This is a genomic window from Kitasatospora sp. NPDC114501 (assembly GCF_055633695.1).
In genome coordinates this window covers 50,401-74,851 of sequence record NZ_JBVKDS010000013.1, presented here as the reverse complement: position 1 = coordinate 74,851, position 24,451 = coordinate 50,401, and the positions used below count along the sequence as shown (strand labels likewise).

The following is a 24,451-nucleotide window of genomic DNA, read 5'->3' as shown; positions in this document are numbered from 1 at the left end:
GAGGCCCAGACGACAGACGTCGCGCCGACACGACAGTGGGTGTGCCGAGTCACAGCTGCTGCTGTGAGTGGGTCAAGGTCGTCGACTCCTGCTCCGGTCTTCAGCCGGACTGTCCGCGGCCGGTCGCGGCATGTTTCCCCGTGGCGACGCTCCAAGATCCCCCGTGGGCACCTTGGAGGCCGCTGCGGCGGGGTGTCAGTAGCCGATGGTGAAGCGGCGTTGGACGAAGCGGGGAAGTTCCGCCTCGTCGACCAGGGCGACGGCGGCGTCCTCCGCGGAGATGCGGCTGCGGCCGTCGGCGTCCCGGACCGCCTGGTCGCCGCCGACCCGGAAACGTCCGGTGCGCTCGCCGGGGGCGATCTCCTCGGCGGGGCTGAAGTAGGTCCAGAGCCGGTTCGACGTGCGCAGGACGTTCAGGCCGTCCCGGGCTCCGCGCGCCGCGGCCGCGTACTCGCGGGGCAGCCCCAGCTGATCGAGGGTCTCGTGCATCCGGTCGACGTCGTCGGCGAGAACCACTCCGGGCGCTGTCTCCAGACTGCCGGCCCCGCCGATCACGATGAGCCGGGTCCTGGGGTGGCTCTCCAGCGCCTTGACCAGCGCCCGGGCCGCGATGGAATGGACTGTGGGGTCGGCTATGGACCGACGCACGGTGTCCGCGAGGTCCTTGGCCGCGTTGCCCGGTTGGAACCCGCTGATCAGCACGTCCAGACCGGGCAGGATCGCAGCGATGCTCGCAGGGTCGAGGATGTCGACGCCGGCCCAGGTGACGTTCGCCCGACTCTCGTCGATCTGTGAGGCATCGCGGCTCAGGGCCGTGACGCGATGCCCGCGGCCGAGCGCCTCCGTGACGACCCGGCTGCCGATGGTGCCGGTGGCACCGATCACTCCGATGTGCATGGTTCTCCCCTTGTTCATGCCCGGACGTACTGGCTAGCGCCCATACGTTTGGATGCCGTGACGAAACTATATGCCGTATAGTTTAGATATGCCAAGCAATAGAGTGACGCTGTAGACTGCGCGCATGGCAAGCACCGGGACCAGGGGACGGCGTGAGCGGCTGCGGGCCGAGACGACCGCCGAAATCAAGAGCGTGGCGCTGGAGTTGATGGCGTCGGGAGGCCCCGGAGCGATCACGCTGCGCGCCATCGCCCGCGAGATGGGCATGACCCCCAACGCCATCTACGGCTACTTCGCCACCCGCGACGACCTGGTCACCACGCTCATCAACGACGTGTACACCTCACTCGCCGACACCGTGGACGCCGCCTGGGAGGCCACCCCCGCCTCCGATCCGGCCGACCGGATCCGGGCGTGGGCGCACGCCTTCCGCGGCTGGGCGCTCGTCAACCCCGAGGGTTTCCGCCTCGTCTACGGCGACCCGGTGCCCGGTTACATCGCTCCCGAGGGCGGCGCCGCCCCGGATGCCGCGCAGCGGGTCTGTACGGCCCTGACCGGCCTCGCCGTCGCCGCCTGGCCTCACGCCGAACGCCTCTACGCGGACAGCGACTTCCAGTGGTCCGACTTCGACGCCGGCCTCCTCGACAAGGTCCGCCCCGCCTTCCCTCACCTTCCCCCGGCCGGCGTGGCCCTGGCCCTGCGCATCTGGGGCCACCTCCACGGCCTGGTGTCACTGGAGATCTACGGCCACCTGCGCACCCAGACCGCGAGCCCCGACAAGCTCTTCCGCGAGGAACTGACCCAGCTCGTCGCTTCGCTGGGTCTCGCGCCGAAGGGCTGACGGCCTTCGGGACCTCCGGGGGTCCGTGCGTGGCTTCAGTCCCTGGCGGCGGACAGCCGAGCATCTTCACCCCCGGCCCGGGTGGATCTTGACATGGTGGGCCCGCCCCAGCTTGTAGTGGAGCTGCTGCGAGGGGATCTCCAGATCCAGGCCGCCCTGCGCGGTCGCGGCCGCGAACAGCGAGTTCGGGGTGCGCTTCTCGCCCGGTGCCCAGGCCGGCGCGTACTCGCCCAGCTCACGCTTCTGCCAGACCCCGACGACCAAGGTCGCGATCACGTGCTCCATCTGCGATCGTCAGCACCGCGTCGCCTTCCGGGTCCGCGCCGCGGTCGGCAATGTCCGTGCCGATGAAACCGAGTAGATGCTCCAGCAGCAGCGTCTTGATGGTCGCCGCAGGCCGGCTTCAATTCGGTGCGCTATTCGACCCGCCCGGCTTCACCGGTGCCGAGGTCTGGTGCCCGTGCCCGGGTCGTCGGTGACGGTCTGTCGATCACGGCCCGCACCAAGTCCGGTGCCCTGTCAGAAAGCCCGTCGGCCAGGTCGTCCGCGCGAACGAGGCCCACTCCGTCGAGAACGACACCATCGCCTGGCAAGCCCTGGGCCGGCAGCAGACGGCGGCTCGGGAGCCGAGAGGCGACTGACCGCGGTCAGTCGCCGATGAACCACAGATACAAATGCAGCCCGCGCTCCACGACCTGGCACAGCTCGCGGGCCTGCCCGACCCAGTCACCGCCCAAATCGGCAGGAAGACGGTTGAGTTCCGCCCGCAGCATCGGCACCTGCCGCCGGTTGAAAACCGCGTCCCCATAAGGGTCCAGGGCCGAGAGCATCGGGAACTCCGCCGGGTCCAGATCCGCGAATCCGGCCGTCCACTCCACGCCCGCCTCGGCACTGGCCACGACGTTCCTACTGTCTCCGCGCACCGCCATGTTGATCACCCGCCGAGCTTATCGGCGCCCACCGCGACCCACGAAGGAATTACCGACCGTGACGTTTCCCGGGCCCCGGCCGTGCCCGAGAAGCTCGACAAGCTGATGCGCCGGATGCGCCTGCCCGCGCCGGACTTCCCCGCGTCGCCGGCCGCTGAGCCTTCCCCCGGCGGAGCCGCGAAGCGCCGGTCACCAGGTGACCGGGAGCGCCTCGACGCCGTAGACCGTCGAGCCCTCGCGGAAGCGCAACTCGGCGTCGGGCACGGCGAGGCGCAGGGTGGGGAAGCGCCGCAGCAGGGCCGGCAGGGCGACCTTCAGCTCCAGCCGGGCCAGTTGCTGCCCCAGGCACTGGTGGGCGCCGAACCCGAAGGACAGCTGGGCGACCGGGCGGCGGTGCAGGTCGAGGTCGTCCGGGCGCTCGGGGACCAGGCCGGGGTCCCGGTTCGCGGTCAGCGGGGAGAGCAGGACGTGCTCGCCCTCGGCGATCCGGTGGCCGTTGATGTCGACGTCGGCCACGGCCGTGCGCAGCAGCGGTGCGGGGATGGCGAGATGGCGCAGCAGTTCCTCCACGGCCGTGCCGGTGACCTCGGGGTCGTCGCGGAGGGCGGCGAGCTGTTCCGGGTGGCGGAGCAGCGCCAGCACGCTCAGGGCGAGCATGGTCGCGGTGGTCTCGTGTCCCCCGACCAGCAGGGTGGTGCCGAAGCCGATGAGCTCGTCGTCGGTGAGTTCCCCGCCGTGCTGCCGTACCACCGCGCCCAGCACACCGTCGCCGGGGGTGGCCCGGTTGCGGGCGACGATGTCCGCCATGGCCGTGTTCAACTCGGCCGAGGCGGCGACGAGTTGTTCGGCGTCGGCGGTCCCGTCCATGATCACCTGGGAGCAGCGCTGGAACATCGCCCTGGTCCCGTACGGGACGTCGAGCAGTTCGCAGATCACCAGCGACGGGATGGGCAGGGCGAAGGCCTCGACCAGGTCGACGACCGGCCCCCGCTCCGCCATGGCGTCGAGGTGGTCGGCGACGATCGTCTCGATCGCGGGCCGCAGCCGCTCGACCTGACGGACGGTGAAGCTGCCGGTGAGCATCCGGCGCAGGCGGGTGTGCTCCGGGCCGCTGTAGGCGGGCAGGAAGCCGGGGTGGTTGAAGAGGGTGCGCGGCAGTGACGGGTCGATGCCGTTGCCCGTCACCAGGCGCTCGTCCGCGAAGGCGGCCCGGACGTCGGCGTACCTGGTGACGACGACGGCCTCGATCCCGCCGCGCACCGGGTGGGAGACCCGCAGCCTCGGCAGGCCGTCCTCCTCGCGCATCCGGCGGAGGTCCGGCGACGGGTCGAACGGGCAGCCGCGGTCCCGTTCGGAGGCGACGAAGGACGCCGAGCGGTGTTCGGACATGGTGCGGGCTCCTCAGCTGGATCGGTCCCGGGAACGCCGTCGCGGTCCGGTCCCGGGAACGTGGTCGGGGTTCGGGCGGAAGCGCTCTACCCGTGGTACCGGGTGGAGGCGTGGTGCCAGTCGAAGGCGCCGCGGATGGTGGTCTGCAGCGCCTCCGTGCAGTACCGCCGCAGCAGGTCGCGCTCGGCCGGGTCGAGGTGGCCCGTCACCGTGGCGTCGAGCAGGGCCCGGTGGGCGCCGGTGAACAGGTCCAGGGCCTCGCCGCGGCGGCGCACGGCCCGCGCGACGGCCTCGGCGCGGGAGAGCCCGTGTTCCCGTTCCAGGCAGAGCACCAGGTTGTTCTGCTCCCCCTGGGCCGCGTCCTTCTCCAGGGAGACGATGTCGTTGTCGCAGATGATGAAGGTCTTCGTCATCTCGCGCATGACCGACAGGTGCGGCAGCGCGTACAGGTGGTCCGGCAGGACGCACGAGGACAGCCGTTCAGCGAGGTCGACGACCGGCGCCACCCCGATGGTGTGCCGCCGGACCCGCAGGTAGGCGCTCAGCGACAGGGGCGTGCCGGACCGCCGGCTGCGCGCCTCGTGGACGTGGTGGTCCAGGTAGGAGGACCAGTGGGCGGCCGATCGCTGGATCCAGTCCCCGGGCATGTCCTGGCAGCTGCGCCGCCGCATGTCGGCGAAGGCGGCGGCCAGCGGCAGCGGGGACGCCTCGCCGGTGACGCCCTCCTTGACGAGCTCGACGAGGTGGCGGACCCGCTCGGGCTCCCGGCCCCACTGTTCGTCGAGCGCGTCGTCGAACAGGAAGTACCAGCTCTGCTGGTCGACGCCGATGTCCAGTTCGCTCCCGGTCGCGTTCGGATAGAACATGGCCGCGATCAGCGGGAACTGGCCCTTGAGGTGGTGCGCCCGCTCCGCCTCGGTGGCCAGGAAGCCGAAGGACTCGGGCCAGGCGAGGTGGCGGTCGTGGGCGTCCCGGAAGTCCGGGCTGATCCGGCGCGGGAAGGGGACGGTGTGGAGGGCCGGCGCCCCCGCGTCCAGGGAGAGGGGCTCTGCCGTCGATGTCATGGGGTGGCGCTCCTCCGGGAACGGGGCCGGTTCAGTCGGCCGGCCAGGGTGAGACGGTCCGGGGTGAGACGGGCCGGGGTCAGACGGGCCGGGCTGAGACGGGCCAGGGTGAGACGCGCATGGGCAGCGCGTTGGGCCGGATCAGCGCGTGGACCACCGGCCGGACGCGGTGCCCCGCGACCGGCCGCGGCCGCCACCGCGAGACGATCGAACGGAGGACGACCAGCATCTCGGTCATCGCGAAGTGGTCCCCGATGCACTTCCGGTTGCCCAGGGCGAACGGGACGTAGGCGCCCGGTGGCAGGTCCTTCTCGGGGCGGTCGAGCCACCGGTCCGGATCGAACCGCAGCGGGTCCGGGTAGTAGGCCGGGTCCCGGTGCATCGTCAGTGCGCTGTAGATCAGTTCGGCCCCCTGCGGCAGGTCGATCCCGCGGACCCGCACCGGTTCCAGGGCGCGCCGCATGAGCAGCCAGCTGGGCTGGTGCAGCCGGAGCACCTCCCGGAGGAACCGTTCGGTGAACGGGAGCGTCGCCGCGGCGGGCAGGGAGCCGACGGGCAGCGCGTCGCACTCGGCCTTGATCCGTTCGGTGAGCTCCGGGCGCCGGCCTATCTCGTGGAGCGCCCAGGCGAGGGTGGTGGACGTGGTCTCGGCGCCGGCCATGAGCAGTGAGAGCAGCTCGTCGCGGGCCTCCACGTCGGTCATCCCCCGCGGGTTGCCCGGGGTGCCGGCGAACATGATCGACAGCAGGTCGCCGTGGCCGGCACCGCCCTGCCCGTCCTGCCGCTCCTGTCCGCCCTGCTCGGCCTGCCGGGCCTGCCGGACGGCGGTGTCCGCGAGTTCGCGCAGCGCCGCGGCCGCGGCCAGGTACCTGCGGTGCCCCAGCAGGGGCGAGGAGGCGATCGGCGCGGGCAGCACGGTGCCCACGAAGACGCCGCGCATCACCGTGGTCAGCTGCTCGGCGACGCGTTCCCCCAGTTCGGCGACGGCCGCGGCACCGTCCGGGCGGTCGGTGCTGAACAGGGTCGCCACGAGCATGACGGTCATCATCCGGCGCAGCACCAGGTCCATGGGGATCACCTCGCCGGGGTGCCAGGCCGACACCTGCTCCTCGGCGATGTCGGTCATCGTGCCGACGCACCCGGCGATGCCGTCCCGGCGGAAAGCGGGTTGCAGCGCGCGCCGTTGGCGGAGATGGAAATCCCGCTCGGAGGTGATGATGCCGTTCCCGATGAAAGGCCGCGCGACGTCGAACAGCAGTCCTTTGCCGAACTTCCTGCTCTGCGTCAGGAGAACCTCGTGGACGGCCTCCGGGGAGTTCAGGACGTACACCGGGCGATTCCCGAGGAATATCCTGACGATGTCGCCCTGCGCGCGGACCGACTGCAGGAACCCCACCCGTTGGACGGCCAGCCGCGGCAGGTGGCCGAGCAGTGGAATGCGCCCCGGCGCCACGGGTGCCGTCCCGGGAGCTGTGGTGGAACGCATGAGCCCTGAACCTCCCTGAGGTTTCGGATCGAAAGTCCGCCCGACAATGGAACATTCGCTCGTTCGTGGTGCACGGTGATCATCGTCCGCCACCTCCGGAGAGGTCAAGGGGCGGCTGAAAATGCACCGCCGGAGTGGTTTTGAGCCGAACGGCGGGAATTCCCCCACCCCGGCGCACGTTTCAGGCCACCCGCCCCGGATTGGACCGGGACTCCGGCCGGCCCGGCGGATAGCCTCGGGCGCACCGCCCCAGTCGATCACCGGAGAAGCGCCATGCACCCCCAACTCGCCGCCGATCTCGGCCGGTTGCCCGAACTGCTGGAGGAGACCCGGCAGCGGGCGCTCGCCTTCCTGGCGGGTCTCGACGAGCGGCCGGTGGTCCCTCGGGCCGCCGTCGCCCCGGCCGAACCGGCTGCCCTCGCACCGCCCGTCCCCGTCCCGCTCCCCGAGGAGGGCGGCGGGATACCGGCCGCCCTGGCGGAGTTCACGGAGCGCTGGGAGCCGCGGCTGTCGGCCGGCACCGGGCCGCGCTACTTCGGGTTCGTGACCGGCGGGGCGACACCGGCTGCGCTCGCGGGTGACTGGCTGACCTCGGCCGTGGACCAGAACTCCAACTCCGCCCTGGACCCGGCCGGTCAGCAGCTGGAGCGGGAGACGGTCGGCTGGCTGCGCGAGCTGTTCGGGCTCTCGGCGGCGCACCACGGCACCTTCGTGAGCGGCGCGACGATGTCCAACACGGTGGGACTGGCGGTCGCCCGCGAGTGGCTGGGCGAGCGGCTCGGCGTGGACGTCGCCGAGGACGGGGCCGCCGCGCTGGGACGGGTCCGGGTACTGTCGGGCAGTGCCCACTCCAGCGTCGCCAAGGCGCTGTCGGTGCTGGGCCTGGGCCGTACGGCGCTGCGGACGGTGCCCGTCCTGCCGGGCCGGGAGGCGGTGGACGTGGCCGCGCTGGAACGGGCGCTGGCCGAGGCGGACGGGCCGTGCGTGGTGGTGGCCAACGCCGGGACGGTCAACACCGTCGACTTCGACGACCTGCGCGCGATCGCCGCGCTCCGCGAGCGGTACGGGTTCTGGCTGCACGTGGACGCCGCGTTCGGCGCCTTCGCCGCGCTGTCGCCGGAGCACGAGCGGCTGGTGGCGGGCCTGGACCTCGCCGACTCGGTCTGCGTGGACCTGCACAAGTGGCTCAACGTGCCGTACGACAGCGCCGTGCAGTTCACCCGCCGGCCGGACCTCCAGGCCCGGGTCTTCCAGAACGCCGCCGCCTACCTCGGCCCGCTGAGCGACCAGCCCGACCTGGTCCACCTCACGCCGGAGAACTCCCACCGGCTGCGCGCCCTCGCCGCCTGGTTCACCCTGCGGGCGTACGGCCGCGCCGGGCACCGGGAGATCGTGGAGCGCTGCGTCTCCGGCGCCCGGACGCTCGGCGAGCACGTCGCCCGGACCGACGGCCTGGAGCTGCTCGCCCCGGTACGGCTGAACGTGGTCTGCTTCTCGCTGACCGCGGACCCGACCCCGGAGCGGCTGGCCGCGCTCGCCGCCGACCTGGCCGACGAGGCCTTCCTCACCCCCACCCGCTACGCGGGGCGGCCCGCGCTGCGCGCGGCGTTCAGCAACTGGCGCACCACCGAGGCGGACGTCCGGCGGACGGCGCAGGCGCTGGCCCGGGCCGTCCGGTAGCTGACGGCCTGAGCACCGGGGCGGGGCCCACGCGGGTCAGCTCCGGCCGTGGCCCCCTCCCCACCGGCCCCGGCCGCCGCCCTACGGCCACGGCCCCCGTCCGTCCGGGATCACGGGTGCGCGCCGTCCCCGTAGACACCGCCCGCGCGGTCGGTCAGGCTCGCCATGAACTCCGCGTGCGCGAGGTTCATGAACGGCAGCGGGCGCCAGCGGGGGCTGTGGTCGGGGTGGTCGCGGAACCGGGCCGCCGTCTCGCACAGCCGCTCCCACCACAGCATGGCGTCCTGGCGCATCCGCTGCGTCCAGCCCGGCTCGTCGTTGCGGCCCTCCAGGACGACCTCCTCCCAGGCCACCAGGACGTCCGAGAGGAAGACGCAGTCGCCGGCGGTGACCTGCGCCAGCCGCTCGGCGGCGTACCGGGCGCTGCTGCCCTCGGGTTGGGCCGCCACCAGCTCGCGCATGCGGGCGGCCAGGAAGGCCTGCAGCGGGGTGACGTCATCGGTGTGGAGGTCGTCGGAGAACTCCAGCAGTTCCACCTGCCTGCGTTCGCGTGCCATCGTGCGGCATCCCCTCGGCTCGGACGGTACGCACTCGATGACGCACCGTCACCATTCTCCCGACCGACCCTAACGGCTCGCACCGGAGATCACCGCGGTTTTTCCGAAGCTCCCGCCCCGGCGCACCCGCCCGTGCCATCATGCGGGGCCTCCCTCGCCCTCCCTCGCCCAACACGCGGGCCGAACCTTGCCCTACCACCGGCATGAAGGCCGATGATGCTGCCATGACCGCCACTCCTTTCGACCCGTACGCGCTGCTCGAGCAGAGCCGCCTCGGCGTCCTCGCCACCATCAAGGCGGACGGCCGGCCGCAGCTCTCCCCCGTCATGCCGTTCTACGACCGGACGGCGAACGCCATCCTCATCTCCACCCGGGACGGGCTGGCCAAGACCGCCAACCTGCGCCGGGACCCGCGGGCCAGCCTGGAGGTGACCGGGCCGGACGGCCGCTCCTGGGCCACCGCCGAGGGCGTGGCCGCCCTGACCGGGCCGGGCACCGACCCCGACGGGCCCGAGGTCGAGGCACTGGTGGACTACTACCGGCGCGCCGCCGGCGAGCACCCGGACTGGGCGGAGTACCGCGAGGTGATGGTCTCCGACCGCCGGGTGCTCCTCACCATCCCGGTCGACCACGTGTACGGCACCCGTATCTGACCGCCGGACCGAACCGGCCCCGCAAGAGTCCGGCCGCCGCCACGGGATGACGGCGGCCGGGCCTCCGGCTGCGAACTCCCGCCGGCAGACGGGCGGTTCAGCCCGCCGTCGCCGTGACCACGGTGGCGTCCAGATCCTCCTGCCGGCTCTCCACCGCCACCAGCCCGGCCGCCCGGGTCACCGCGAGGGCCGTCGGCGCCTGCCGTTCACTGGTCTCGAACAGCAGCGCCCCGCCGGGCGCCAGCCACCCCGGCGCCTCGGCGACCACCCGCCGCAGCACGTCGAGCCCGTCCGACCCGCCGTCCAGCGCGGGCCGGGCCTCGTGCAGCCGCGCCTCGGGCGGCAGCAGGCCGAGGTCGTCGGTCGGGACGTACGGGACGTTGGCGATCAGCACGTCCACCCGGCCGCGCAGGCCCGCAGGCACGGCGGTGAACAGGTCGCCCTCGAAGACCCCCGCCGCGGCGCCGGCCAGGTTGCGGCGGGCACAGCGGACGGCGCCGGGATCGATGTCGGCCGCGTAGAGCTCGACCGGGTGCGCGGCCGCGGCGGCCACCGCCGCGCCCAGCGCGCCGCTGCCGCAGCACAGGTCGAGCACCACCGTGCCCGGGGCGGTCAGCGCGGTGGCCGTGGCGGCCAGGAACTCGCTGCGGCGGCGCGGGACGAAGACGCCCGGGTCGACGGCGATCCGCAGCCCGGCGAACTCGGCCCAGCCGACGACGTGTTCGAGCGGTCGGCCGTCGGCGCGGGAGCGGACCATCACGGCCAGGTCGGCGGGCGAGGCGGCGGCGGAGAGCAGGATCCGCGCCTCGTCCTCGGCGAAGACGCACCCGGCGGCGCGCAGCCGGGAGACCACCGAGGAACGGAGGGAGGCGGAGGAGAAGACCGGCAAGAGAACCCCTTGGGGGAAAGACGGGAAGCTGATGACTCCGTCAGGGCTCCCGCGGGGGCCGACACCGCGTCGGCGCGCCGTCCGCGCTATGCGCGCGAGGCGCCCACACGGCCGCGCTCCGGGAGCACCCGCTCGGACATTCCGGTAATGGGTCCCACCTCCCTGAGTCGCGGTCACAATCGGCTCCGGCAACCCTACCGCATCGCCGCGCGAGGATGATCGGAATGATCCCAAGGGCCCCGTGAACCTCGTGAGCCCCGTGCAGCCGGTGGCGCAGCGGGGCTCCGGTTCCCCACTCCCCCGTCCGAGCGATTCGACAGACCCACTGAAAGTACCGAGGTGATAACGGACCGTAGCGGACGAGCATATTCACTGCATGACGAGACACTCCCGCGGACCGTCACGGCTTCGTGCCCGAACGGCCCGCTTCATCTGCGCCGCGGCCACCCTGGGCCTGCTCTGCCCCGGCCTCACCGCCCCGCTCGCCCAGGCCGTCACCCCCGTCCACCACCTTGCCGCGCCACTGCCGGAGCGTGTCCGGGCCACCGGCACGCCCCTGCTCCAGGAGACCTTCACCGGCGCCACCGCCGACCCGCGCTTCGTCGCCGTCGGCTCCGCCTGCCTCACCGGCGCGGCCCCCGCCCAACCCGGGCCGGGCGACCACTCCCTCGGCGGCTGTCCCACCGCCGAGGTCGGCCCGGTGCCGCCGCTGAACAGCGCGCCGCTCGGCTACCTGCGGATCACCGACGCGAGCAACGACCAGAGCGGCGCGGTGCTCTTCGACCAGGCGCTGCCGGCGGCCAACGGTCTGGACGTGACCTTCGACCAGTGGCAGTACGGCAGCACCACACCGAACACCCCGGCCGACGGCATCTCGTTCTTCCTGGTGAACGGGGACGTCTCGCTCACCCACCCCGGCGCCTTCGGCGGCAGCCTCGGCTACGCCCAGAAGCTGCCCGACGACAACCCGAACCTCGCCTTCCTGCCCGGCGTCGACCGCGGCTACCTGGGCGTCGGGCTCGACGTGCTCGGCAACTACTTCGGCGACTGGGAGCAGCGCGGCAACGGCTGCGCCCAGCGCTCCCCCGCCGGCACGTCCTTCCGGATCCCCGCCCCGGGCGCCAACATGGTCACCGTCCGGGGCCCCGGCGACGGCACCACCGGCTACTGCTTCCTGACCGCGACGACCAGCAACTTCACCACCAGCGGCCCATGGCCCTCCACACTGCCCGGCAAGCTGCAGGGCCCGCTCACCACACTGCCGCCCGGGGTCACCCCGGAGCAGGCGCAGACCCTGCTGGAGCCCTCGCGCCGCCGGGTCAACGTCCACCTGACGCCCGGGACCTCGCCGGTGCTGACGGTCTCGGTCGACTTCAACGACGGCACCGGCTCGCACCAGGTGCTCCAGACCCCCGCGCCGCAACCGGCGCCCGCGACCTACAAGTTCGGCTTCGCCGGGTCCACCGGTCTGTTCACCGACGTGCACCTGATCCGCAACGTCACCATCTACACCGACCAGCCGCTGCCCGCGCTGAACCTGGTCAAGCAGGCGCACCAGCCGCTGCCCGGGCTGATCACGGTGGGCACCCCGGTCCCGTACGACTTCGTGGTCACCAACTCCGGGAACGTGCCGATCACCGACCTGGCCGTCAGTGACCCGAAGGTCGGGCCGGTCAGCTGCCCGGTGAGTACGCTGGCCCCCGGTGAGACGGTGACGTGCACGGCGACCTACCTGGTCACCGCCGCGGACGCCGCCGCGGGCCACGTCGCCAACACGGCGCAGGCCACCGGCACCACCGACGGCGGACCGGTCACCTCGCCGCCGTCCTCGGAGGACGTGCCGGTGATCGCGCCGCCGGGGATCAACGTCGTCAAGCACGTGGACGCGCCCGAGCCGTTCCACGTCGGCGACACCGTCCCGTACACCTACGTGGTCACCAACACGGGCGGGACGGAGGTGACCGGCCTCGCGCTGACGGACGACAAGGTCACCGGGATCACGTGCGACTCGACGACGCTGGCCCCGGCCGGCAGCCCCGGGGACAGCACCCGGTGCCACGGCGGCTACGTCGTCACAGCGGCCGACGCGCAGGCCGGGCAGGTCACCAACCACGTCCACGCCACCGGGACGTCGAACGGCGAGCCGGTCACCTCGCCGGAGGCCGAGGCCACCGTCACGGTGGTCGGCCCGTCCTCGCTCGGCCTGACCAAGCAGGCGGACACCGCCGGTCCGGTGCACGCCGGCGACACCGTGCACTACACCTACACGGTCACCAACACCGGGACGACCACGTTGACCGGCCTGACCGTGACCGACGACCACGCCCCGCAGGTGACCTGCGACCGGACCACCCTGGACGCCGGCCAGAGCACCACCTGCCACGGGACGTACACGGTGACCGCCGCCGACGAACAGCTCGGCCACGTCACCAACACCGCCCAGGCGACCGCCTCGGGCCCGCAGGGGCAGACGGTGCTGAGCCCGATCGCCCAGGTGACGCTGAAGGTGGTGGGCGTCGCCAGGCTCGGCCTGAGGAAGCAGGCCGACTCCGCCGGGCCGTTCCACGTCGGGGACACCGTGCACTACACCTACACGGTCACCAACACCGGGACGACCACGCTGACCGGCCTGACCGTGACCGACGACCACGTCCAGGGGGTCACCTGCGACCGGACCACCCTGGACGCCGGCCAGAGCACCACCTGCCACGGGACGTACACCGTGACGGCGGCCGACGCCCGGGCCGGGCACGTCACCAACACCGCCCACGCCGACGGCACCGACCCGCAGGGCCAGACCGTGCAGAGCCCGCCGGCCCAGGCCACCGTCCAGGTGGTCCCCGCCGGCGGGTCCTCGCTGTCCGTCACCAAGCGCGCCGACGCCGAGGGGGCCGTGCACCCGGGTGACACCGTCACCTACACGTACACGGTGACCAACACCGGGGCGACCACGCTGACCGGCGTCACCGTCAACGACGACCGCGTCCAACAGGTGACCTGCGAGCGGACCACCCTCGACCCGGGGCAGAGCACCACCTGCCGGGGCACCTACACCGTGACCGAGGCGGACGCGCGGGCGGGCAGCATCACCAACACCGCCCGGGCCTCCGCCCGCGACCCGCAGGGGGAGACCGTGGAGAGCCCGCCGGTCGAGCTCTGCGTCGTCGTCTCGCCCTGCCCGCCGAAGGGGCACGAGCACGGGCACGGCCACAAGGGCGACGACGGCTGCCCGAGCCACCCGGGCCACCACCCCGTCCCGCCGCAGGGCGGCGGCCCGGACGGGCTGCCGGACACCGGCGCGCCGACCGCCGCCGTGGCCGCGGGCCTGAGCGGGGTCGGACTGCTGAGCCTCGGCGGTCTGCTGCTCCACCGGGCCCGGCGCCGCGCGGCCGCCGACCGGTACGTGGGGTGACGGACGCCCGCGGTTCCGCCGGGTGACGGCGGTCGGGCCACCCCCGGCGCCTTCGGGCACCGGGGGCGGCCCGCTGTCCGGGCGGCGGGCCGGACCGCGGGCCGGATCGGGTCGGGACCGGCCTCAGGCGGAGCCCGGCTCAAGCCGACCCGGGCTCAGGCGACCTGCGCGGCCGGGGGCCTGGTGCGGTATCCGGCGGCCGTGCCCGGGGGCACCAGGCAGGGCAGCAGCCACTCCCAGACGGCGCCGACCCGGCGGGCGCGCTCCTCGGTGGGGCAGCCGTCGGCGAACACCACCTCCAGACCGCAGGCGGCGGTCATCACCAGGGTCTCCGGGCCGAAGCCGTCCGAGCGGTCGCGCAGCTCGCCCGCGCGGCGGGCGCCGACCAGCAGGGCGCGTACTTCCCCGGCCCAGACGCCGTGGAAGCCCCGCAGGTCGGCCAGGGCCCGCTGCTCGGGATCGGGCGCGGCGGGCCCAGCCACGGCGGACCCGGCCGCGCCCGGCCTGGCCGTGCCGGGCGCCTGCCAGCCGGCGTCCTCGCGGCCGAGGCGGAAGGCCGCCCGGATCACCGGGTCCGCCCCGAGCGCGTCGACCAGCCAGTACCCGGCGTCGATCAGCCCCTGGAGCGGGGAGGAGGAGGCCCGCAGCTCCGCACAGGCCGACCGCAGTGCACCCTCGGCCTGGCCGGACACCGCTCCGGCCAGATCCTCCTTGGAGGCGAAGTGGAAGTACAGCGCCCCCTTCGTCACCCCGGCGGCCGCGGCGATCTCGCCGAGCGTGGCCCCGGCGTAGCCGCGACGGTCGAACAGGGCCGCCCCCGCCACCACCAGCCGCCCGCGTGTCCGTTCCGACCTCTCCTGAACCACCCGTCCCACAACCCCTCACGACGACAAGCAGGTTCCGACCGGCCCGCGACCGCCCCACGTCGGGCGCCGCGCCCTCCGACCGCCGTCCGGGTCCGGTTCCGCCGACGCGGCGCCGACCCGGACGGCCGGCCGGTTCAGCCCACCCGGCTGAGCCTGGCCGCGGCGGCCCCGGCCACCCCGGCGGGCTCGCGCTCCGCGCGCTCCGGCCCGGCGAGCAGGATGGAGCGCTGGAGCCGCCGCAGTGCGATCGAGGGCTCCATGCCCAACTCCCCCACCAGGGTGTTCCGCAGGCGCTGGTAGGCCTCCAGCGCCTCGCCCCGGCGGCCGGAGCGGTGCAGGGCCGTCATGTACTGGCCGTGCAGGCTCTCGTGGGTGCGGTAGCGGTCCACGAGCACGGTGAGTTCGGCGAGCAGCACCCGGTGGCGCCCCAGCCGCAGGTCGGCCTCGATCCGCTGGTCCAGCGCGCAGAGCCGGGTCTCCTCCAACCGCCTGGCCTCGACGGCGAGTTGGCCGCCGACCGGGACGTCCGCGAAGGCCGGCCCGCGCCACAGCGCGAGTGCCTCGCCGAGCAGCCGGGCGGCCTCCGGGTAGTCCTCGCCGTCCATCGACCGGTAGCCCTTTGCGGCCAGCCGCTCGAACTCCCGCAGGTCCCTCGGGCCGCCGCCACTGTTGAGCAGGTAGCCGCCCGGCGAGGTCACCAGGACGTCCTTGGCGCAGGACGCCCCCCGCGCCGCACCGGCCGCGACGAGCGCCCGGTCGATGAGCTCGCGCACCTGGAGCACGTACGTCTGCACGGTGGTACGCGCGCTGCGCGGCGGACGGCCGGACCACAGCTCGTCGGCCAGCGCCTCGGCCGACACCACCTGGTCCGCCCGCAGCGCCAGCAGTCCCAGGACCTGCCGCGGCTTCGGCGCCGACGGCACCACCGACACCCCGTACACCCGGACGTCCAGCGCCCCGAGCACCCGAATCTCCACGATTGACCACCCCAATCACACGGAACACCGCGGCCCGTTCGCCGCGGCCGGCACCCGGGCCGACACCCTGGGTCAACTGCCACCCAGTCAAAAACAGGACGCGTGGTTTGTCAATACAAAACCGAACGTGCTGTTTGTTTCTGACGGAGACACAGTCGGTCACCATGGCGCGACTTCCACTACCGTGCGTGAACGGCTCCGGGCAAACCAAAGGCGGCGCCGGACCCCCGTGGTCCCGTCGCCGCCCGTCAGCCCTCGACCGCCCGGATTCCCCCGGACGGTAAGCCCGGTGAGCCTCCGTCAGCCCACCCCGGCCTCCGCCTGCGCCTCGGCGCGCGCGGGACCGCCCGCTCCACCGTCCGGGCCGGCGGTGTCCGGGCCGCCGCCCTCCGCGGCCGCCCGCGCCGCCTCGGCCTCGGCCACCACCTCGGCACCGCGGTTCGGCCCCATCCGCAGCGAACCGAGCACCCCCGGCACCGCGATGCTCGGCATCAGGTGCTGGTAGAGCCCGGACACCCTCGACTCCAGGTCCGCCCGGCCGCAGAGCTTCTGGGACTGGATCTGCACCCCCGTCCACGCGGCGACGAGCAGCCACGCGGTGTCCTCCGGCACGACGTGCGGGAGCAACTCGCCACGCTCGCCGGCCGCGACCAGCAGCGCCTCGAACCGGCTGATCCAGCCGGGGATCGCACCGCCGCCGAGATCGTCGAAGAAGTCCTGTCCGAGCGAGAGCCGGGCGCCCGCACTGAGCAGCGGGTCACGCGGCATCAGGTACGCCACCACCATCCCGGTGTCCACGAACTCCTGGAGCTTGCAGCTGCGTTCGGGAACTCCGTCCTGGACGAACTGCTCCTCCACCACGCCCTGCGCCAGATCGCGCTTCGAGGCGAAATGGAAATACACCGCGCCCCGCGTCACACCGGCCCGGGAGACCACCTCGCCGATGGTCGCGCCCTCGTACCCGAACTCGTCGAAGACCGAGGCCGCCGCCTCCAGGATCAGCCGACGTGTCCGGAGCGCCCGCTCCTGCCGTACCACCGAAAACCACCCGCCCTGAGCTCCCGGAAAACAAAACCAAACACCCCGTATCTTAGCTGCGCCCCACCCGGGACCGACAAGACGATGTCGATGAATCACCGCCGACCACTCCCGATCCCACAACCCGTCAAGCCTCACCGCCCCCTTGGCGACCGATCACCTCGACCGTCCCGGCGGTTCGATCCCCGGCTGGTCCACGTTCGCCCCCGAGAAACCGAACGAACGGTTTCCTCCAGGCGTTCGTCACCCTGCATATCCGGCCGCCTTGCGCGGGCCGGTCGTCGCACCGGATCGGCGATTCCGCGACGCTCTCCCGCAGGCCGCCCTCGACCGGTGGTCCGGATTCCGGCGCCCGCGTACAGCGCGACACGGTGCGGCGGGTGGCCCGGCCGGGCCACCCGCCGATGTCCTGACGCCCGATCCCTGACGCCCGATCCCTGACGCCCGCCGACGAGCACTTCGCCGCCGTGGCCGCCCCGGGCACGGCACGCAGGGGGCTGGCGCGTGAGAAGTCGGCCGGTCCGACTTCTCACGCAGCGGCCGCCGTCCTCAAGGCCCGGGCCGAGGACGCCCGGTCAGGCCGAAATGCCGCAGTACTGCTGCTGTTTGCCGATCGCGCGGTAGACGCAGTCGGCCGTCTCCACCAGCTTCAGGACCGCCTCGCGGTTGCGGCTGGTCTCGCGGCCGATCACCTCGTCCGGCGGGTAGAAGCCGCTGCTGCCGTTCGGGCCGGGGTACATCTCGAAGGTGTAGGCGAAGATCCGCTGGGCGCCCCACAGCCAGTCGTCGATCGCCCCGTCGGTGATGTAGAGGTCGCTCGACTGCTCGGGCGTGTAGCCGTTGGTGGCGGCCATGCCGCGGCCGAGGGCGGCGAAGGTGTCGTGCTCGTCGGCGGTCATGCCGGTGGTGGTCTCGGCGGTGGTCCAGCCGAACGGCCAGAGCACCAGTTCGCTGTAGGTGTGGAAGTCGATGGCGGCGGTGATCTGCTGCTTGCCGCCGACGATCCGGCTGCGGACGAAGTCGGCGACCACCTTGGTCTCCTTGGCGGACTCCGGGGCGCTGCCCCGGTAGGTCTCGCTGGAGGTGGAACCGGAGGAGCCGCCGCAGCAGCCCCACTTGTAGTTCCAGTTGCGGTTGAGGTCGGTGCCGACGTTGTTGCTGCCGCTGTTCGGCTGGCGGTCCTTGCGCCAGCTGCGGTAGCGGCCGGTCGCGATGTCGTACTCGCCGCCGTCCGGGTTGAGGTCGGGGACCACCCAGATCTCGCGGCTGTTGACGGCGTTGGCGATCCGGCTGTCGGTGGCGTACTTGTCGCCGAACTCGTGCAGCAGGTAGAGGGACATCTCGACGGTGAGGTGCTCGCGGGCGTGCTGGTGGGCGGTGAACAGCACCTCGGGCTCGTTCTCGTCGGTGCCGACGTTGTCGCTGATCTTCACCGCGACGATCGGCCGGCCCTCGTAGGAGGTGCCGATGACGCGCTTGCTCATGATGTCCGGGTGGGCGGCGACCACCGCGTCGATGTCGGCGGTGGCCTCGGCGTGGTTGTGGTACCCGGAGTCGGCCTGCGGGAAATCGTACAGCGACCCGCCGAGGCCATCGTCGCCGGCCTCGGCGCCGTAGCGGGGGCCGGGCAGGGCGACGGGCGACCAGCCCAGCGCGCGCAGTCGGGCGGCCTCGGCGGGGGTGGCGGTGACCACCACCGCGTCGGGCAGCACGGCGTCGACGGAGGCGCCGGTGGCGGCGACGGCGGTGCGCTCGGCGACAGTGCGGGGACCGTCGAGCCGGTACTGCCGCGCGGTGCCGGCAGCGGTACCGATCGTGGTGTCGGCGGTGGCGGACGAAGGCGCCGACGGGCGGTCGGCGGAGGCGGCCTGGGCGGTGAGCGGGGTGGCGAGGGCGAGGGCCAGCAGCACGGCGGTGGCTGCGGCGGGCTTCCCTCGGCGGGGCAGTCGCATGACTGTCCTCCTGTGGGGGTCCGTGGGGGCGGAACGGTGGAGGAGGTGCGGCGCGCGCCAGCATGATGGTCCGTCAGTGTCATGGGTTCGTCAATACATCGGGGGGGCGGAGCGCGGGCGGCGAGGGGGCGGGGGACGGCGCGCACGGCTCAGGAGTCCGCCCCGGTCCCGCAGGTCGCCAGGCTGCACCAGCGCCGCCGGCCGCTCGCGTCCAGGAAGAGCCAGCCGCAGCCGCTGCCGGGGCAGCGCCGGATGGTGAACCGGCGCGGGTCGGCGAGCAGTTCACCGGCCGCGCGGGCGGCGGCGTACAGCGGAAGCCGCAGACCGGCCGTCGGCGGCAGCCGCCAGTGCGCCAGGCCGTCCCCGCCCCGGGTGAAGACCGCCGACCGGCCGGCCTCCTGCACCACCGCCGCCACCGCGCCGAAGGCGGCGCCGTCCTGCGGGTCGGTCAGGCACCCGTAGAGGGCCGAGCGGAACGCACGGGCGTCGGCGAGCACCGCGGCGGCCTCCTCGGGCCGCTCGGCCGCCCGGCGGAGCAGCGCCTCGACCACCGGTTCGTCGGCGAGGTCGTGGTGACCTGCCCAGACCGCGAGCGCCGGGTAGCCGACCAGCCAGTCCGACCCGGCGCTCGGCGCGGCGCCCCAGCCGGCGTAGGTGTTGCAGAACTCCAGCGCCGGGTGGCCGCCCGCGCTCCACGGCAGCCAGTGCTCGCCGACCCGCACCGCGTACAGCGGCGCCGGAGGGCGGTCCAGCCGGGGGTCGGCCCGCAGGATCCGGTCGTGCAGGGCGGCGAGTTCGGCGCCGGGCTCGATGCCGAGGCCGTCCACCAGCACGCGCCGGGTCCGGCGGTAGAGGGCGAGCGCCTCGACCTGCCGGCCGGCCCGGTAGAGGGCGGTCATCAGGGCGAGGACGAGGCGCTCGCGGGAGAGGAGGTCGTCGGCGGGAGAGCCGGTCGGCGCGGACCCGTCGACGGCGGGCGCCCCGGCCCAGGGCACGGTCGGATCGGCGAGCACCTGCTCGTGCCGGCCCATGGCGAGCAGGATCTCGGCCCGCTGCTCCAGGGCGGACAGCCGCAGCTCGACCAGTCGGCGGCCCAATCGTCCGCGCAGTTCCTCGTCCACCACGTCCTCGAGCAGCGGCCCGCGCCAGAGCGCGAGTGCCCGGTCGTGGCAGCGCAGCCGTTCACCGGGGTCGCCGGTGGCGGCTGCCCGGGCCGTCAGTTCGAGGAACTCCCGTACGTCTACGGCGTGTTGGCCGGATACCAGGGCGTACCCGTGGTGCCTGGTCTCGATCACCACCGCGTACGGGCGCAGCCGGGCCCGCAGCCGTCCGACGTAGGTGTGGACGGTGCCGCGGGCCGAGACGGGCGGGTTGCCGTTCCAGAGCAGGTCGATCAGCCGGTCGGTGGTGACGACCCGGCCGTCCTCCAGCAGCAGGACGGCCAGCAGACACCGCTCCTGGCGGCGGCTGCCACCCAGGACGGACTCGCCCTCGTGGCCGGCCTCGAACGACCCGAGCAGTCGGAACTCCATGGCGGGCCACCCTAGTCAGGGCCCTGACGGTTCTCGAACGCGCGTCGGCGGGCCGCGCCGGGCTTCCGGGCGGCGAGGGCCCCGGCTCGTGGTGAGAATCCGGTCAGGAGTGCCTGCCACGCTGGGCCTCCGCACGCCGCCCGACACCTCACCAGAAGGACCGATCATGCGACGAATCCTGTTCTCCGCCGCGTCCGGCGCGCTGGCCGCCGTCACCGCCCTCGCCCTGACCGGCCTGGCGGCCGCCCCGGCGGGCGCCGCGTCCGGCCCGCTCGACTCCTCCGGAGCGTCCGGAGCGACCGGAGCCGGCGGCGGCCGGGACGGGTGGGAGCCGTGGCCCACGCCGACGTACGACCTCCCGGCCGGCTCCCGCTGTGACTTCCCCGTGCACATGGCGGCCGTGGTGGACGAGGTGGAGCGGCGGGTCCTGGAGTACGCCCCCGACGGCACCACCGTGCGACGCGCCGCCTTCCGGGGCGCCCTCGTCCTGCGGATCACCGACACCACGACCGGCGCCTGGTACGACGCGGACGCCGGCGGCCGCTCCGTCGTCGACTACCGGCCCGACGGCTCCCAGACCTGGCACGCCCACGGCCCGGTCCTGCTCGGCGTCGGCCCGGACGGCGGCAACCTGCCGCGCGACCTCTACACCGTCGACGGCGTCTACACCATCGACATCAGTGCCACCGGCTACCGGACGCTGACCATCGAGCACGGCTCCGCCGAACCGCTCTGCGCGAAGATCGCCTGACCGCGCCACGCGTACGGCCGGCACACACCCTCGGGGGCCCGGGGGTGCCCCGACCGCGCCGGGCGGCCGACTACCCCGTCCGGCGCAGCGCGGCGCGCGGCGCCGACCGGGGACTGCGATCTTCGGAGGGCACCCGGCCGCGCCCGACCGCCGGGTCCCGTCGTCCCGAGACCGTGGAGGCCCGGATGTGGCAGGCTCCCCCGACCCCCGTCAGTGGTGAGTGGCTCCCGGTCCTGGACATGCCGGCGCCCGGCTCGCAGAACCGCTGGACGGTGCTGCTGCGCGCGCTGCTGCTGATCCCCCAGTTCGTGGTGGTGTGGGTGCTGTCGGTGGTGGCGTTCCTCGTCACCGTCATCGGGTGGTTCGGCGCGCTGGTGCTCGGCCGGCTGCCCGGCTTCGCGGCGGCCTACCTCGCCGCGTTCGTCCCGTACGAGACCCGCGTCACCGCGTACCTGATGCTCACCGTGGACCGCTACCCGCCGTTCCGCTTCGAGGCGCCCGACCATCCGGTGCGGGTCGGGCTGCGGCCGGGCGAGCTGAACCGGCTCGCCGTGCTCTTCCGCGTCCTCCTCGTCATCCCGGCCTCGATCGTGCAGGGCCTGGTGTTCGCGGGGTGGTGGGCGGTGTCGTTCGTCCTGTGGCTGGTGGTGCTGGTCCTGGGCCGGATGCCGCAGCCGCTGTACGAGGCGACGACCGCGATCCTGCGCTACCGGATGCGCTTCACCGCCTACCTGGTGATGCTCTCGTCCGCCTACCCCAAGCGGCTGTTCGGCGACGAGCCGGGCAGCGAGCCGGGCGGCCCGGTGTCGGCCACCCGCCCGCTGGTCCTGAGCGGCGCCGGGCGCGGCCTGCTCGTGCTCTTCCTGATCCTCGGCCTGGTCTCCTGGGCGACGGGCTCGATCACCGCCTCGGTGAACTCGGACGACGACTACGACTACGACGACACCACCGGCCCGGCCCGGAACGTCGTCGCACCCCTGGTGCCGGGCCCCGCCGACCAGGAGGCCCGGCACCTTCTCGGCGGTTCCTGAGGTCCGCCCGGCCACCGGGCGCGTCCGCACCCCACCGCCGGCCCGGCGCCGTCGGCTGGGAGGATTCCGGTATGACCTCCCCGCTCCGCGTCCTCCGCGTCCTCGGCGACCGCCCGTTCGCCGAGGTCGGCCGGCCCGTCCTCGCCGTGTCCCACGAGGGGCGCGGTCTGCTCGCCGTCGCCGGCGAACGCGGGTTCGCCGGGACGGCGACGGTGGGCGTGTACGGCACGGGCGACCTCGGCTGCCGGGCCGTGCTCCGGACGCGTTTCCCGGTGCGCGCGCTGGCCTTCCACCCCGATGCGCCCCTGCTCGCCGTCGGCACCGGCCGGTACGACGGCGGCTACCTCTTCGAGGGCGAGCTGCTCCTGCTCGACTGGGAGACGGGCACGACCGCCTCCCTCATCGAGCACCACTTCGGCCGCGAGGTCCTCGGACTGAGCTGGCTCGACGGCCGGGCCCTGCGCGTGCTGATGGCCCCGCCCGACGACTGGAAGGACCGGAAGGCGCACGTCGAGGGCCACGTCGCCGTGGTGCGGCGGCCCGACTGGCGCGCCGTCGCACCGCGTTCGCTCACCGCCGCCGACCTGGCCGGCCCCCGGGTCCCGGCCCCGCGCCCCGACGGACGCGACGACGCCCACCGGGCGCTGTCCGCCCTGAGCCCGGACTGGGAGGCCCGGCGGCACGTCCTCGCCGTCGAGGAACTGCCGGACGGCGCGGTCCTGGCCACCCTCGCCCGGGACGAGGACGACCCGGAGCTGCCCGGGCGCACCGCCCTCCCCGACGGCCTGCTGATCGGGCACCGGACCGTGGACCACGTCGACCCGCACGATCGCCTGCGGATCCGGCACGGCAGCCGGGACTACGTCACCGAGGCCCCACCGGCCGGCCGGGGCTCGGAGCCGTGCCGGCTCTCGGTGCGCTCCCCCGGGGGCGCGGGCGTCCGGCCCCTGTTCCCGCTCTCCTGGGAGCCCGGGGAGACCCACTTCCCCGGCCCGGGCGCGGAGACCGACGACGGCGACCTGGTGCACGCCGGCACCGTCCACCACGGCCACGGGCTACAGCCCGGCGGCTCCTTCGTCGTCCGCCGCACGGCCACCGACGGCACGCCCCGCTGGATCTTCCGGGCCGACCACATCGCCACCGATCTCGACATCGACCCGGACACGGCCTACCTCGCCTACCGCAACAGCGACGTCCTCGCCCTGGACCTGCGCACCGGCGGCCCGCTCCGGCGCCACCGGCTGACCGTCGCCGGTGTCCTCGTCGTCCCCACCGCCCTGACCGCCACCGGGCCCGGCCGCCTGCTCGTCGGTACGGCCGACGGGCGGGTCCTGGACTGCGCGACCGCGTAGCCCCGCCGGGGGCGGTCGCTGGGGCCGTCGCCGCGGGCACCGGGGTGTCACGCGAGGGCGGTGTCGGGGATCCAGGCGTCCGAGTCGGTGCCGGAACGGTCGACGCCCCGTCCGCGGCGGCCAGCTCCTCAACCGATCGGTTGAATACGCCCGGCGGGTGGAGTAGCGTTGTTCTCAACCGATCGGTTGAATAGGAACAGGGGTGTGCGGTGGCCGTCGACCAGCTGTCCCGGGCGTTCGTCGCGCTGGCAGATCCGACCCGGCGGGACATCGTCGCCCGGCTGGCGATCCGGGACGCGAGCGTCGGCGAACTGGCCGAGTCCTACGCGATGTCCCTTCAGGCCGTCTCCAAGCACCTGAAGGTGCTGGAGGAGGCGGGCCTGGTGAGCCGCAGCCGGGACGGACAGCGACGGCCGTGCCATCTGGAGCCCCAGGTGTTCGACTTGATGACGAGCTGGATCGAGCGGTACCGGCGCCAGGCGGAGGAGCGGTTCGGCCGACTGGACGCCCTGCTCGCCGACCTGGGCGACGACGACGAACCCGCCGGACCTGCGCCGGACACTCGGCACACCGAAGAGAACGACCGACCCGAGCAGAGCGAAGGAGCCCCGTCATGACCTCCACCACCGGCCCCGAGACCCGCATCGAGGCGGACCCCCAGCTGCCCACCATCCGGATCGTCCGCGAGTTCGACGCGCCGCAGGAGCGGGTGTTCCGGGCCTGGATCGATCCCGAGCTGGTCGTGCGCTGGCTCGGCCCGAAGGACCTCGACATGAAGATCGACACCTGGGACGGGCGGACGGGCGGGCACTACCGCTACTCGGCGCACCGCGACGGCCAGGAGATCGCGGCCTTCTACGGCTCCTTCCACGAGGTCCGAGCGGCCGACCGACTGGTGCAGACCTTCACCTACGAGGGCGTTCCGGACGGCGTCTCGCTGGAGACCGCCACCTTCGAGCCCGCCGGGGAGGGCCGCACCCGCGTCACCGTGCTGTCGGTGGTCGACAGCCTGGCGGCCCGGGACGCCATCCTGGCCAGCGGCATGGAGCACGGCGTGGTCGAGGGCTACCAGAAGCTGGACGCCCTGCTCGCCGAGTCCTGACCGACCCGACGGAACCGGGCCGGACCCGCCCCACCCAGGCCGTCCGGCCCGGT

The 24,451-nt window shown here is 73.6% G+C and carries 22 protein-coding genes; 9 read left to right on the top strand and 13 right to left on the bottom strand.

Annotated elements, in window-relative coordinates:
* Window positions 1-195: 195 nt before the first annotated feature.
* Window positions 196-897: an NAD(P)-dependent oxidoreductase gene (locus ACZ7RU_RS24250; protein ID WP_470343050.1), complete on the bottom strand. Its 702-nt coding sequence runs from the start codon at window positions 895-897 to the stop codon at window positions 196-198.
* A gap of 124 nt (window positions 898-1,021) precedes the next feature.
* Here ACZ7RU_RS24250 and ACZ7RU_RS24245 point away from each other — a divergent pair, with 124 nt between their 5' ends.
* Window positions 1,022-1,738, top strand: coding sequence for a TetR/AcrR family transcriptional regulator (locus ACZ7RU_RS24245; RefSeq protein ID WP_470343049.1), 717 nt, complete (start codon window positions 1,022-1,024; stop codon window positions 1,736-1,738).
* A 66-nt stretch (window positions 1,739-1,804) separates the two neighbouring features.
* Here ACZ7RU_RS24245 and ACZ7RU_RS24240 read toward each other — a convergent pair whose 3' ends face one another.
* The 5 genes from ACZ7RU_RS24240 to ACZ7RU_RS24220 all read right to left on the bottom strand — a co-directional run bounded on the left by ACZ7RU_RS24240 (window position 1,805) and on the right by ACZ7RU_RS24220 (window position 6,606).
* Window positions 1,805-2,014: a hypothetical protein gene (locus ACZ7RU_RS24240; RefSeq protein WP_470343048.1), complete on the bottom strand. Its 210-nt coding sequence runs from the start codon at window positions 2,012-2,014 to the stop codon at window positions 1,805-1,807.
* A gap of 371 nt (window positions 2,015-2,385) precedes the next feature.
* Window positions 2,386-2,667 (bottom strand): hypothetical protein, encoded by a 282-nt coding sequence (locus ACZ7RU_RS24235; RefSeq protein ID WP_470343178.1) that lies wholly within the window; start codon window positions 2,665-2,667, stop codon window positions 2,386-2,388.
* Between the two features lie 189 nt (window positions 2,668-2,856).
* Window positions 2,857-4,056, bottom strand: coding sequence for a cytochrome P450 (locus ACZ7RU_RS24230; protein WP_470343047.1), 1,200 nt, complete (start codon window positions 4,054-4,056; stop codon window positions 2,857-2,859).
* A gap of 86 nt (window positions 4,057-4,142) precedes the next feature.
* Window positions 4,143-5,120 carry a terpene synthase family protein gene (locus ACZ7RU_RS24225; RefSeq protein WP_470343046.1) on the bottom strand — a complete coding sequence of 326 codons (978 nt, stop codon included), beginning with the start codon at window positions 5,118-5,120 and terminating at the stop codon, window positions 4,143-4,145.
* Between the two features lie 79 nt (window positions 5,121-5,199).
* Complete coding sequence (locus ACZ7RU_RS24220; protein ID WP_470343045.1) at window positions 5,200-6,606, bottom strand: cytochrome P450; 1,407 nt, start codon at window positions 6,604-6,606, stop codon at window positions 5,200-5,202.
* A gap of 273 nt (window positions 6,607-6,879) precedes the next feature.
* Between ACZ7RU_RS24220 and ACZ7RU_RS24215 the strand changes: the two genes are divergently transcribed.
* Complete coding sequence (locus ACZ7RU_RS24215; RefSeq protein ID WP_470343044.1) at window positions 6,880-8,286, top strand: pyridoxal phosphate-dependent decarboxylase family protein; 1,407 nt, start codon at window positions 6,880-6,882, stop codon at window positions 8,284-8,286.
* 110 nt (window positions 8,287-8,396) lie between these two features.
* On the opposite strand, the gene ACZ7RU_RS24210 is transcribed toward ACZ7RU_RS24215, so the two are convergent.
* Window positions 8,397-8,843 (bottom strand): hypothetical protein, encoded by a 447-nt coding sequence (locus ACZ7RU_RS24210; protein ID WP_470343043.1) that lies wholly within the window; start codon window positions 8,841-8,843, stop codon window positions 8,397-8,399.
* A gap of 224 nt (window positions 8,844-9,067) precedes the next feature.
* Between ACZ7RU_RS24210 and ACZ7RU_RS24205 the strand changes: the two genes are divergently transcribed.
* Entirely contained in the window at window positions 9,068-9,496 is a 429-nt protein-coding gene (locus ACZ7RU_RS24205) for a PPOX class F420-dependent oxidoreductase (protein ID WP_470343042.1), read from the top strand.
* A gap of 97 nt (window positions 9,497-9,593) precedes the next feature.
* On the opposite strand, the gene ACZ7RU_RS24200 is transcribed toward ACZ7RU_RS24205, so the two are convergent.
* The gene (locus tag ACZ7RU_RS24200) at window positions 9,594-10,385 is read right to left on the bottom strand and encodes a putative protein N(5)-glutamine methyltransferase (protein WP_470343041.1); all 792 of its coding nucleotides are present in this window, start codon (window positions 10,383-10,385) and stop codon (window positions 9,594-9,596) included.
* Window positions 10,386-10,761: 376 nt separating this feature from the next.
* Here ACZ7RU_RS24200 and ACZ7RU_RS24195 point away from each other — a divergent pair, with 376 nt between their 5' ends.
* Window positions 10,762-13,797: a DUF7507 domain-containing protein gene (locus ACZ7RU_RS24195; protein WP_470343040.1), complete on the top strand. Its 3,036-nt coding sequence runs from the start codon at window positions 10,762-10,764 to the stop codon at window positions 13,795-13,797.
* A gap of 155 nt (window positions 13,798-13,952) precedes the next feature.
* Here the strand turns inward: ACZ7RU_RS24195 and ACZ7RU_RS24190 are convergent, their stop codons facing one another.
* From ACZ7RU_RS24190 to ACZ7RU_RS24170, 5 genes are all read right to left on the bottom strand, one after another.
* Entirely contained in the window at window positions 13,953-14,663 is a 711-nt protein-coding gene (locus tag ACZ7RU_RS24190) for a TetR family transcriptional regulator (RefSeq protein ID WP_470343039.1), read from the bottom strand.
* Between the two features lie 134 nt (window positions 14,664-14,797).
* A complete protein-coding gene (locus ACZ7RU_RS24185; RefSeq protein ID WP_470343038.1) occupies window positions 14,798-15,640 on the bottom strand; it encodes an AfsR/SARP family transcriptional regulator in 843 nt (280 codons plus the stop codon).
* Between the two features lie 300 nt (window positions 15,641-15,940).
* Window positions 15,941-16,678, bottom strand: a complete 738-nt coding sequence (locus ACZ7RU_RS24180; RefSeq protein ID WP_470343037.1) for a ScbR family autoregulator-binding transcription factor — start codon at window positions 16,676-16,678, stop codon at window positions 15,941-15,943.
* Window positions 16,679-17,253: 575 nt separating this feature from the next.
* The gene (locus tag ACZ7RU_RS24175) at window positions 17,254-18,630 is read right to left on the bottom strand and encodes a M14 family metallopeptidase (protein ID WP_470343036.1); all 1,377 of its coding nucleotides are present in this window, start codon (window positions 18,628-18,630) and stop codon (window positions 17,254-17,256) included.
* A 149-nt stretch (window positions 18,631-18,779) separates the two neighbouring features.
* Window positions 18,780-20,162 carry a BTAD domain-containing putative transcriptional regulator gene (locus tag ACZ7RU_RS24170; protein WP_470343035.1) on the bottom strand — a complete coding sequence of 461 codons (1,383 nt, stop codon included), beginning with the start codon at window positions 20,160-20,162 and terminating at the stop codon, window positions 18,780-18,782.
* A gap of 166 nt (window positions 20,163-20,328) precedes the next feature.
* Here ACZ7RU_RS24170 and ACZ7RU_RS24165 point away from each other — a divergent pair, with 166 nt between their 5' ends.
* The 5 genes from ACZ7RU_RS24165 (at window position 20,329) to ACZ7RU_RS24145 (ending at window position 24,398) form a co-directional block, all read left to right on the top strand.
* Window positions 20,329-20,913: a hypothetical protein gene (locus ACZ7RU_RS24165; protein ID WP_470343034.1), complete on the top strand. Its 585-nt coding sequence runs from the start codon at window positions 20,329-20,331 to the stop codon at window positions 20,911-20,913.
* A gap of 185 nt (window positions 20,914-21,098) precedes the next feature.
* Window positions 21,099-21,944, top strand: coding sequence for a DUF4389 domain-containing protein (locus ACZ7RU_RS24160; protein WP_470343033.1), 846 nt, complete (start codon window positions 21,099-21,101; stop codon window positions 21,942-21,944).
* Window positions 21,945-22,015: 71 nt separating this feature from the next.
* Window positions 22,016-23,296 carry a hypothetical protein gene (locus tag ACZ7RU_RS24155; RefSeq protein WP_470343032.1) on the top strand — a complete coding sequence of 427 codons (1,281 nt, stop codon included), beginning with the start codon at window positions 22,016-22,018 and terminating at the stop codon, window positions 23,294-23,296.
* 209 nt (window positions 23,297-23,505) lie between these two features.
* The gene (locus ACZ7RU_RS24150) at window positions 23,506-23,913 is read left to right on the top strand and encodes an ArsR/SmtB family transcription factor (RefSeq protein WP_470343031.1); all 408 of its coding nucleotides are present in this window, start codon (window positions 23,506-23,508) and stop codon (window positions 23,911-23,913) included.
* Window positions 23,910-24,398, top strand: a complete 489-nt coding sequence (locus ACZ7RU_RS24145; protein WP_470343030.1) for an SRPBCC family protein — start codon at window positions 23,910-23,912, stop codon at window positions 24,396-24,398. The genes ACZ7RU_RS24150 and ACZ7RU_RS24145 overlap by 4 nt, the downstream gene beginning before the upstream one ends.
* The last annotated feature ends 53 nt before the right edge of the window (window positions 24,399-24,451 follow it).

Excerpts from the sequence above, each read along its gene's own strand:
- ACZ7RU_RS24250 (WP_470343050.1), bottom strand. The coding sequence starts at position 897 with ATGCACATCGGAGTGATCGGTGCCACCGGCACCATCGGCAGCCGGGTC.
- ACZ7RU_RS24245 (WP_470343049.1), top strand. The coding sequence starts at position 1,022 with ATGGCAAGCACCGGGACCAGGGGACGGCGTGAGCGGCTGCGGGCCGAG.
- ACZ7RU_RS24235 (WP_470343178.1), bottom strand. The coding sequence starts at position 2,667 with ATGGCGGTGCGCGGAGACAGTAGGAACGTCGTGGCCAGTGCCGAGGCG.
- ACZ7RU_RS24230 (WP_470343047.1), bottom strand. The coding sequence starts at position 4,056 with ATGTCCGAACACCGCTCGGCGTCCTTCGTCGCCTCCGAACGGGACCGC.
- ACZ7RU_RS24225 (WP_470343046.1), bottom strand. The coding sequence starts at position 5,120 with ATGACATCGACGGCAGAGCCCCTCTCCCTGGACGCGGGGGCGCCGGCC.
- ACZ7RU_RS24220 (WP_470343045.1), bottom strand. The coding sequence starts at position 6,606 with ATGCGTTCCACCACAGCTCCCGGGACGGCACCCGTGGCGCCGGGGCGC.
- ACZ7RU_RS24215 (WP_470343044.1), top strand. The coding sequence starts at position 6,880 with ATGCACCCCCAACTCGCCGCCGATCTCGGCCGGTTGCCCGAACTGCTG.
- ACZ7RU_RS24210 (WP_470343043.1), bottom strand. The coding sequence starts at position 8,843 with ATGGCACGCGAACGCAGGCAGGTGGAACTGCTGGAGTTCTCCGACGAC.
- ACZ7RU_RS24205 (WP_470343042.1), top strand. The coding sequence starts at position 9,068 with ATGACCGCCACTCCTTTCGACCCGTACGCGCTGCTCGAGCAGAGCCGC.
- ACZ7RU_RS24195 (WP_470343040.1), top strand. The coding sequence starts at position 10,762 with ATGACGAGACACTCCCGCGGACCGTCACGGCTTCGTGCCCGAACGGCC.
- ACZ7RU_RS24175 (WP_470343036.1), bottom strand. The coding sequence starts at position 18,630 with ATGCGACTGCCCCGCCGAGGGAAGCCCGCCGCAGCCACCGCCGTGCTG.
- ACZ7RU_RS24170 (WP_470343035.1), bottom strand. The coding sequence starts at position 20,162 with ATGGAGTTCCGACTGCTCGGGTCGTTCGAGGCCGGCCACGAGGGCGAG.
- ACZ7RU_RS24165 (WP_470343034.1), top strand. The coding sequence starts at position 20,329 with ATGCGACGAATCCTGTTCTCCGCCGCGTCCGGCGCGCTGGCCGCCGTC.
- ACZ7RU_RS24160 (WP_470343033.1), top strand. The coding sequence starts at position 21,099 with ATGTGGCAGGCTCCCCCGACCCCCGTCAGTGGTGAGTGGCTCCCGGTC.
- ACZ7RU_RS24155 (WP_470343032.1), top strand. The coding sequence starts at position 22,016 with ATGACCTCCCCGCTCCGCGTCCTCCGCGTCCTCGGCGACCGCCCGTTC.
- ACZ7RU_RS24145 (WP_470343030.1), top strand. The coding sequence starts at position 23,910 with ATGACCTCCACCACCGGCCCCGAGACCCGCATCGAGGCGGACCCCCAG.